The 8,664-nt window shown below is 33.1% G+C and carries 10 protein-coding genes, 1 pseudogene and 1 other annotated feature; of the genes and pseudogenes, 2 read left to right on the top strand and 9 right to left on the bottom strand.

Annotated features, from left to right (window positions below; translation table 11 throughout):
* The 9 genes and pseudogenes from FYJ50_RS10355 to FYJ50_RS10315 form a co-directional block, all read right to left on the bottom strand.
* Positions 1-203 (bottom strand): annotated as a pseudogene (locus FYJ50_RS10355) (IS3 family transposase); the annotation flags it as partial.
* 61 nt (positions 204-264) lie between these two features.
* Complete coding sequence (pfkA, locus tag FYJ50_RS10350; protein WP_154461670.1) at positions 265-1,227, bottom strand: 6-phosphofructokinase; 963 nt, start codon at positions 1,225-1,227, stop codon at positions 265-267.
* Between the two features lie 97 nt (positions 1,228-1,324).
* The gene (gene msrA, locus FYJ50_RS10345) at positions 1,325-1,813 is read right to left on the bottom strand and encodes a peptide-methionine (S)-S-oxide reductase MsrA (protein ID WP_154461668.1); all 489 of its coding nucleotides are present in this window, start codon (positions 1,811-1,813) and stop codon (positions 1,325-1,327) included.
* Positions 1,814-1,821: 8 nt separating this feature from the next.
* Complete coding sequence (locus tag FYJ50_RS10340) at positions 1,822-2,457, bottom strand: methionine ABC transporter permease (RefSeq protein ID WP_154461666.1); 636 nt, start codon at positions 2,455-2,457, stop codon at positions 1,822-1,824.
* Complete coding sequence (locus FYJ50_RS10335) at positions 2,450-3,424, bottom strand: methionine ABC transporter ATP-binding protein (RefSeq protein WP_154461664.1); 975 nt, start codon at positions 3,422-3,424, stop codon at positions 2,450-2,452. Before FYJ50_RS10335 ends, FYJ50_RS10340 begins: the two co-directional genes overlap by 8 nt.
* Before the next feature lie 83 nt (positions 3,425-3,507).
* Positions 3,508-4,326, bottom strand: coding sequence for a MetQ/NlpA family ABC transporter substrate-binding protein (locus FYJ50_RS10330; protein ID WP_154461662.1), 819 nt, complete (start codon positions 4,324-4,326; stop codon positions 3,508-3,510).
* Positions 4,327-4,388: 62 nt separating this feature from the next.
* Positions 4,389-4,630, bottom strand: a binding site (T-box leader).
* A 66-nt stretch (positions 4,631-4,696) separates the two neighbouring features.
* Complete coding sequence (locus FYJ50_RS10325; protein ID WP_154461660.1) at positions 4,697-5,560, bottom strand: serine hydrolase; 864 nt, start codon at positions 5,558-5,560, stop codon at positions 4,697-4,699.
* 2 nt (positions 5,561-5,562) lie between these two features.
* Positions 5,563-5,784 (bottom strand): hypothetical protein, encoded by a 222-nt coding sequence (locus FYJ50_RS10320; RefSeq protein ID WP_154461658.1) that lies wholly within the window; start codon positions 5,782-5,784, stop codon positions 5,563-5,565.
* Positions 5,785-6,029: 245 nt separating this feature from the next.
* Positions 6,030-6,671 (bottom strand): nuclear transport factor 2-like protein, encoded by a 642-nt coding sequence (locus FYJ50_RS10315; protein ID WP_154461656.1) that lies wholly within the window; start codon positions 6,669-6,671, stop codon positions 6,030-6,032.
* A gap of 267 nt (positions 6,672-6,938) precedes the next feature.
* Here FYJ50_RS10315 and FYJ50_RS10310 point away from each other — a divergent pair, with 267 nt between their 5' ends.
* Positions 6,939-7,640: a TIGR00266 family protein gene (locus tag FYJ50_RS10310; protein ID WP_154461654.1), complete on the top strand. Its 702-nt coding sequence runs from the start codon at positions 6,939-6,941 to the stop codon at positions 7,638-7,640.
* 188 nt (positions 7,641-7,828) lie between these two features.
* A partial coding sequence (locus FYJ50_RS10305; protein ID WP_205946517.1) for a transposase occupies positions 7,829-8,664 on the top strand: 836 nt, incomplete at its 3' end.

Genomic DNA, 8,664 nt, shown 5'->3' with positions numbered 1-8,664 from the left:
ATAATCTCTTCTTTTAGCGCTGGTGAATAGTATCGATTTCTATCTTGTCTTAAAATTTCAACCCCGTGACTATCTATTAAGCGAACCAAGTATATTATATTGGTACGACGTATTCCATACTGATTTGGTAATTGCTTGTATGATATTCCTTGTTTTCGTTTCTTGTAAATTTCGATTTTTTGTTCTCTTGTAAGCTTTCCCATAAAGAAAATGAACCTCCTTAATTGGAAGTCCAATTTTTGGGGTTCATTTCATTTTGTGCTCTTAGATTAATCGTTCAAATAAATTTGTTAATGGTTTTCTTGAATCAGAAGGCATCTTCAATGCTTTCTCAATAGGATAAGATACAATTTTATTTTCACGAATGCATACGCATTGTCCACCAATTCCCTGCATCAATAGATCCACAGCCTTTTCTCCCATCTGACTGGCAATCAGACGATCGAATGGACAAGGAGATCCACCACGCTGAATGTGTCCTAAAACTGTAGCTCTTCCTGAGAAACCTGTATTTAAAGAAACTTTTTTCGCAAATTCATCTACATCTGTAATTTTTTCACTGATAATAACAATCGCATGTTTTTTCTTACGAATGGTATCCAGTTCACGTAAACGATCCAAAACATCTGCTTCATTAAATCCTGTATCTTTGGTGATTACAATATCTGCCCCACAAGTAATTCCTGCATACAATGCCAAATCTCCACAGCGGTTTCCCATTACTTCAATAATTGAGCATCTATGATGTGAATTCGATGTATCACGCAATTTATCGACAGCTTCAACAATTGTCTGTAAAGCGGTATAGAATCCAATTGTATAATCTGTACAAGTAATATCATTATCAATTGTTCCTGGTAATCCAATACAGTTAATTCCCATTTCCGTTAAAGATAAGGCACCACGATAAGAACCATCTCCTCCAATTACAACAACCGCTTCAATTCCACGCTTCTTTAATTGTTTGATTGCTTTTTCACGTACCGCAATATCTTTAAATTCAGGTAAACGTGCCGAACCTAAAATTGTTCCTCCACGATTTGATATCTGGGAAACTGAATCTCTTGTCAAAGGTTCAATATAACCTTCTGTCATTCCTTTATATCCATTATAAATACCAAAAACTTCCAAACCACTATTAATTCCCACACGTGTTACCGCACGGATGGCAGCATTCATTCCCGGTGAATCTCCACCTGAAGTTAATATACCAATTCTTTTAATCATATGATCTGATCCTCCAAAGATTTTGAAATTCTTTACTTATAATATAGCATAACTTAATTATCAAAAAAAGGATAGAATCGTCATGTAAGCGGTTAACTTACTTATATTTTGTCATGTATTCTTTTGGAATATGACAATACCCATTTGGATTTTTTTCCAGATATTTCTGATGATATTCTTCTGCATCATAAAAGTTATGAAGTTTATCTACTTCTACCACTACAGGTTTATTATACTGTTTTTGAATTTCTCTTATTTTATTTTCAATAATTGGAAGATCTTTTATATCTTCATAATAAATTCCTGTACGATATGAACTTCCCTGATCTTCTCCCTGTCTATTTAATGAAGTAGGATCGATCACTTCAAAATAGAAATTTAATAATTCATCTAAATTCACATTGTCTTCATATACAATCTTTAAGGTTTCCGCATGTCCTGTTTTCTGTGCTTTTACATCTTTATAGTTTGGGTTTTCTACAAAACCATTGGCATATCCAACTCTTGTTTCTTTCACAAAAGAGAACTGATCAAAAAACATCTGCATTCCCCAGAAACATCCACCGGCTAAATAAATCGTTTTCATATTCGCTCCTAAGATAATTTTTTATATAAATAATTTCCAATATTCTGAATGATTTGTACAATGACAATCAGTATTAAAGAAGTCACAAACAGATAATTTAAATTGTAAGCCTGATATCCTCTTCGAATGGCAACGTCCCCAAGTCCGCCTCCACCAACAGAACCAGCCATAGCTGTATATCCAATAATAGATATCATTGTTAGAATAATACCGGATAATATGCTTGGAAAGGCTTCTTTAAAATATACATGTACAATAATCTGCATATCACTGGCTCCAAATGATTTAGCAGCCTCAATCAATCCAGGATCGACCGAGCGAAGAGCCGATTCAATAACACGAGCTACAAAAGGAATAGCACTAATTGTCAAAGGAACAATAGCTGCTGTTGATCCTAATGAAGTTCCTACAATAGCTCTAGTGACAGGAATGACCAGAATCAATAGAATGATAAATGGAAAGGATCGAAATGTATTCACAATAAAATCCAGTACCTGATAGATAACTTTATTGGGTTTTAATCCGTCTGGAGCGGTTAATACTAAAATAATAGCTGGAACAAATCCTAAAATAACTGAAAATAAAGTAGAACCAAAAACCATATATAAAGTCTGATTGGTTGCTTCCACCATCGTATTAAACATTTTCAATAACCTCCCATTCTACATTGCATTGTTTCAGATAGTCTAAAACACGTTCTTTATCTTTTTCATCAATATTAATAATTAAGGAACCTAGTATTCTTCCTCTAAAATTTTCTAATTTTCCCTGACAAATATCAAAATCAAGATTTAAATCTCTTGCTAAAGAAGTAATAGTATGAGATTTAGAATTGCTGTTTAAAAAGAACAATTTAATATTAATTCCTGTTTCTGGTAAAATATCTACATCATTTCCAGTAAAATCCAGAATATCTTCATTTGAAGATACAAACAATTCTTCTGGCTTTCCAGAGGCAACAATTTTACCATGCTTTAAAAACACCATTTTATTGCAGATCTGTTTTACAACTTCCATCTGATGTGTAACCACAACAATTGTAATATTTAATTCTTCATTGATTTTCTGTAATAAAGCCAGAATATCCTGAGTGATTTTAGGATCCAAAGCACTGGTTGCTTCATCACACAATAAGATTTTGGGATTCATTACTAAAGCACGAGCAATGGCTACCCTTTGTTTCTGTCCACCTGACAGTTCCCTTGGTTTACTGTTAATTTTATCTTCCAGACCAACCAGCTTTAATAATTCATGAATTCGATCCGCATTTTCTTTATCCTTTGGATTCTGTTTCCAGAAACGAAGGGGTAAAGCAATATTGTCATAAACGGTTAATCGATTCAACAAATTAAAATTCTGAAAAATCATTCCCATATCTTTCTGCATATACTGAAGTTCTTTTTTATTCAGATCTTTTACTTCTTTTCCAAGTGCCACAATGCTTCCACTCTGATAATCTTCCAGACCATTAAAACAACGCAGCAAAGTGGATTTCCCTGCTCCCGATTGTCCTATGATTCCAAAAATATCTCCTTGTTCAATTGTAAAAGATACATCTTTAATGACTTCCAGATCCCCAAAATTTTTACACAAATTTTTTACTTCAATCATATTTCTCCTCCTGTCTCCAGTTTTATAAAATTAAAACTTTAATTCCATAAAACTAGAGAGGCACGATCGTGCCTCTTATTTTATTAGAATACACAGATTACTGCACTACCATAATTTTCTTCAATATAATCTTTTACTTCCTGTGAAGTCATTGCTTTTACTAAGGCTTTTGTTTTTTCAGTTTCTTCATTACCTTCTTTAACAACTACATAATTTGTTCTGGCTTCAATATCTGGTGTTTCAACAAAGATTGCATTTGCAGAATCTTTTAAATTTGCTTCCAAAGCATAGTTTCCATTTACAACTAATGCAGCCGCATCGTCTTTATATTGAGGTACAGAAGCAGCTTCTACTTCCTGAATTTTGAAATTTTTAGTGTTTTCAACAATTCCATCTAATGGAGAACCATCATCTGCAACACTGTCAGCATCGTATTTGATCAAACCAGCTTGATCCAATACAGTTAAAGCACGTTTTTCATTATCGAAATCATTTGGAACAACAATAGTAGCTCCATCTTCTAAAGCATCCAGAGAATCCGCATCTTTAGCAAAAATTGTCATTGGTTCATAATGAATTCCAGCTACGGCTTTCAAGTGAAGTCCACGTGTTTCATTCTGATCATTTAAATATCCTAGTGTCTGGAAGTAGTTCGCATCAATTTCTCCTTCTTCCAATGAAGTATTTGGTGTTACATAATCCGTAAATTCAACAACTTCAAGATTCCAACCATCTTCAGCTAAAATATCTTTTACAACATCGTTTAAAATCATTGCATGTGGAACCGCTGTAGCTCCTACTTTAATGGTTTTGTCATCATCGGATCCACCTTTTGATCCACATCCCACTAATACACTGGCAGCTAAGATGGCTGCGGCACCAATTTTTAATAACTTGTTCATCGCTTTTTCCTCCTTTTTCTCTTTCTTGAAAAGGTCAGGTTAGATAAAAAAAACACGTCCTGTATTAGGACGTGTATAATACGTGTTACCACCTAATTTTACGCCAATCTCACAATTGGTGCCTCTTCAAGTACGCTATAAATAAGTTATACTCTATTGCGATAACGGGCAATCCCGGTAAAGACTACATATCACCTTTACGACTCCCAGACCATCTTCCACTAAGCATTCCATATCTGATTTCCACCATCTCAGACTCTCTAAAATGTGTTTCTTAATGTACTCTTCTGTTCAACATCTTTATGTCTTTATTTTAGACCAATTTATTCCATTGTCAATTCTTTTTTGAAAAAAATGTAAGAAAATGAAACTATTGATTGAAATAATTGTAACAAATCTGATTTATATCTCCCATAACCGTCAATCCATAGTTATTATAAGCTGTAAATACACATAATGAATAAGGATGCCCATTTAAAGATAGACCACATGAATTCACAAAATTTTCACACCAGCCTACTTTCTGAACCATGTCAACCTGAATCGTATGATTCAAATAATCATCTGGAGATGCAATTCTTAAATATTCGATTACATCTTTATATAATTCCTGATTGTCATAAATTTGTTTCATGACATCACACATATATTGTGCATTTAAATAATTGGACAGAGAAAAGAATTCTTCATTTTGTGGATGAGAACTATAATTTGCAGCCTGTTTTTTATATTCTGTCCATCCACCTATACTCTCAAATAAAATATGACCTCCAGCATTATCAGAATATATCAATGTATAGGCAAGTACCGTTGATAAAGGAATATAGCTTCCTATCTGAAAATCTTTTTCAATCTGTCCTCCTGGTTCATTGCAGGATTCACTGTAATATAAAGGCTGACTGGCTGAAACAAGTCCCTGGTCAATGCGATCGTACCAAAGCATACAAAGAGGAAGCTTATAAACACTGCCTGCTGTAAAATTTTCATCCATATTGGCTGAGCCTGTAATCTTTCCTGTCTGCAGATCCTGTATCGCATAAGAGACCATAGATGGATCCAATTCGCTAGTCTGAATATAATCGGATATCATCTGATTCAATTCAGACAGATCATCCACTTCTTTTACTTCTTCAACAATTATTTCTTCCTTATTTTTATCTTCTATAATGACAGGTTCTTCCTTTGTACAACCCATCATAGCTAAACAGATTCCAATCAATACCAGCTTCTTCATATTTAAAATACCAGGTTCAAAATATATTTTGCCAATGTTCCCTTACAAGTAAACTGACTTGGATCAATTTTAATATTTTGTTTTCCTTTCTCATTTTGGTATGTTAAATAAAAGCATCCTCCCATGGCTTCAGTAACCTTTAAAATTCCTGGTTTTGTATCTCCATTTCCATTATATTGAAACAATAAATCATTTAATATTTCTTTTGTCTGTGCAAATTCCATTTCTAAATCTCCTTTATGATATTGTACCAAAAATTATTTGTTTTTATAATATTGTACCTAATTTTTACGTATTTCTTTATTTTTTTTACATTTCACATAATTATGCGAAAATCTTAGATTATAATGTTATTACAATAAGAAAAGTGCGCATATCCTCCATAAAATAGCAAAACTTCAACCTTTTCTTATTATGAGACTGGCATATCTCCTATTGCCAGTCGTTTATTTTTATCAGAAAAAAGAACTCAAGAATTGAGTTCATAATCATAAATACCAATTTCAGAAATTTTCCATTGTGAATCCACCTGTTTTAATTCAAGACGGACTTTATAATCAATTGTATCTGCCTGATTCACCTGTTCATTCATCCAGTCATATACGATTTTCGTAAAATCTTTATAAATTTTAGCATACATCGCATCTTCCCCTTGTTCAAGATACAGTTGTTGTAAAACAGATTCATTATTCTTAGTATAATCATCGATTTCCCCGTTTAGCTCATCATCTATATTATCAAAATTAAGAGCATCGGTATGTATTCCATTTACTTCGGCTTCTACAATCGCTTCATTACCATTGACTTGAACTTCCTTGATTGTATAAGAGCTGACCAGTCTTTTTAAAACATTAGAAACAAAATCATTGCTGGCATCTTCAAAATCCTCTCCTAAATCATATTCCTGATAGATTTCATTTAATTCCTCTTGTAAGCCACTGATTTCATATCCATCTTCTACATCATCGCTATAATAGAATACGGCACCCTGATAGTCTCCACTTTGAACAGAAGAGAAGTAATTGTCTACCACACTTTTTACATTATTATCTTGAGAAGAACAAGCACACAATAAGACAAGACTGAATAATAAAGATAAAAATTTTTTCACACGTTTTCTCCTTTCATTTCAGGTAATCTCAAACATATACATTTCAATACTATTATTAAATCCATTCTTACCGATTTTAAATGTTTTATACTACCTGATAAATTTTTATAGATTAATCATATCATTGATTTAAATGCAACATCAATAAGATATATAAATACAGTATGATTTCAATGGTTAAATGGAAAATAAGAGCCAAAAACAACTATAATATTCACACTAGACTTTTTTTATATATGGCGTAATATGATTTTGGAGGTATATACAATGAAATATACAATTAAAGGTGACAGCGACTGTCCATTACTTGAAGTATCCTTAGCTCCTACAGAAACCATTAAAATGGAAAGAGGATCTATGGTTTACTTATCTAATGTATCTTTAGAAGGAAAAATGAATAGTCAGAAAAAAGGATTGGGTGGTCTTTTAGGTGCCATTGGAAGAAGTGTTACAAGTGGAGAAAGCATGTTTATCACCCAGGCAAGCGGAGTGGGTCCCAATGCGTTTGTTGGAATTGCCCCTTCCATCCCAGGAAAACTGACTTGTCTTCATGTAGGTGGAAATACTCAATATTGTTTAAATACAGGTGCTTTTGTCGCTTGTGATGACAGTGTAAACTATCAGATGCAGGCTCAGGATCTAGGAAAAGCCTTCTTTGGTGGAACTGGTGGTTTGTTTGTGATGAAAACGGTTGGTTCCGGAGATATTATCGTTTCATCTTTTGGAGATATTTTAGCAGTAGAAGTCAGCCATGATCGTCCAATTACCATTGATAATGAACACGTTGTAGCCTGGGATGCTTCTTTGGATTATCAGATTCAAATTGCTTCGGGTACTTTTGGATTTACAACAGGTGAAGGATTGGTCAATGTATTCCATGGAAATGGAACCGTTTATATTCAAACTCGAAACATTCATAATTTAGCCGATGCATTAAGACCTTATTTACCACAAAATAATGGAAACTAAAAAAGTTCAAAAACATTTGAACTTTTTTTAATAAGCACTATAAATAATTTTGTGTTGTGGACGGGCTTTAAAGATTTGTGTGGACAAATCTGGCATTTTGAAGCTTGAAATTAGCTTTCACAATTTGTGTGGTTATCCTTTAAATATTTGTGTGGATATATTCATAAAAATATCCCTCCTAGTATAGAATGAAATTATCACAAATCATAATGCTAGGAGGGATTTTTATAATATCCAATCAAAAGTTTATCACAGATATATTAAATATCAATTACGATCAAATTGAATCTATTGATTCTATCAAAAATTCTGATCACTCACTGAATTTCTTCGTGAAGTTGAAACCAGTATCTAACCTTAGGTGCCCCTATTGTGATTCTTGTCATATTGTTGGTAATGGTTTTACCAAGCGAAAACTTATTCATTCAACCCTGGTTAATCGAAAATGTATAATCTTTTACAAGCGTCGCCGATATCTATGCAAAGATTGCAGTTCTTCTTTTAGTGAAAAGAACCCTTTTATCAATACAGGAGAATCTGTTACTCTGGAAACAAAAATAAACGTATTAAAAGATCTTAAATTTGTAGCCAATACATATTCTGCTGTAGCTGCCAGGTATAATATTTCAGTGACAAAAGTTATTCAGATTTTCGATAAACATGTAGACATCAAAAGAAAACCGCTTCCCGAAGTGCTCTCTATCGATGAACACTTCTTTCCTCAGTCAAATTATGATTCTCTTTATATGTGCATATTTATGGATTTTATTACCGGTGAGATTGTTGATGTATTACCTGATAGAAAAAAAGCCTATATTGCCAATTACCTATCCGCAATAAGAGCTCAGACATTGAATAAGTACACAAATAAGTCTGAATTGCATAACGTAAAGTATATTTCAATAGATTTGTACGATAACTACAGAGATATTGCCCATATCTATTTTCCAAAAGCCATCGTATGTGCGGATCCATTTCATGTTCTAAAACATCTCACCGAAGGTTTTAATCAAGTACGTTTAAG

The organism is Floccifex porci (assembly GCF_009696175.1).
GTDB classification, from domain to species: Bacteria; Bacillota_I; Bacilli_A; order Erysipelotrichales; family Erysipelotrichaceae; genus Floccifex; species Floccifex porci.
The sequence above is the reverse complement of the archived record's forward strand: the minus strand, read 5'-3'. Positions and strand labels throughout refer to the sequence as shown.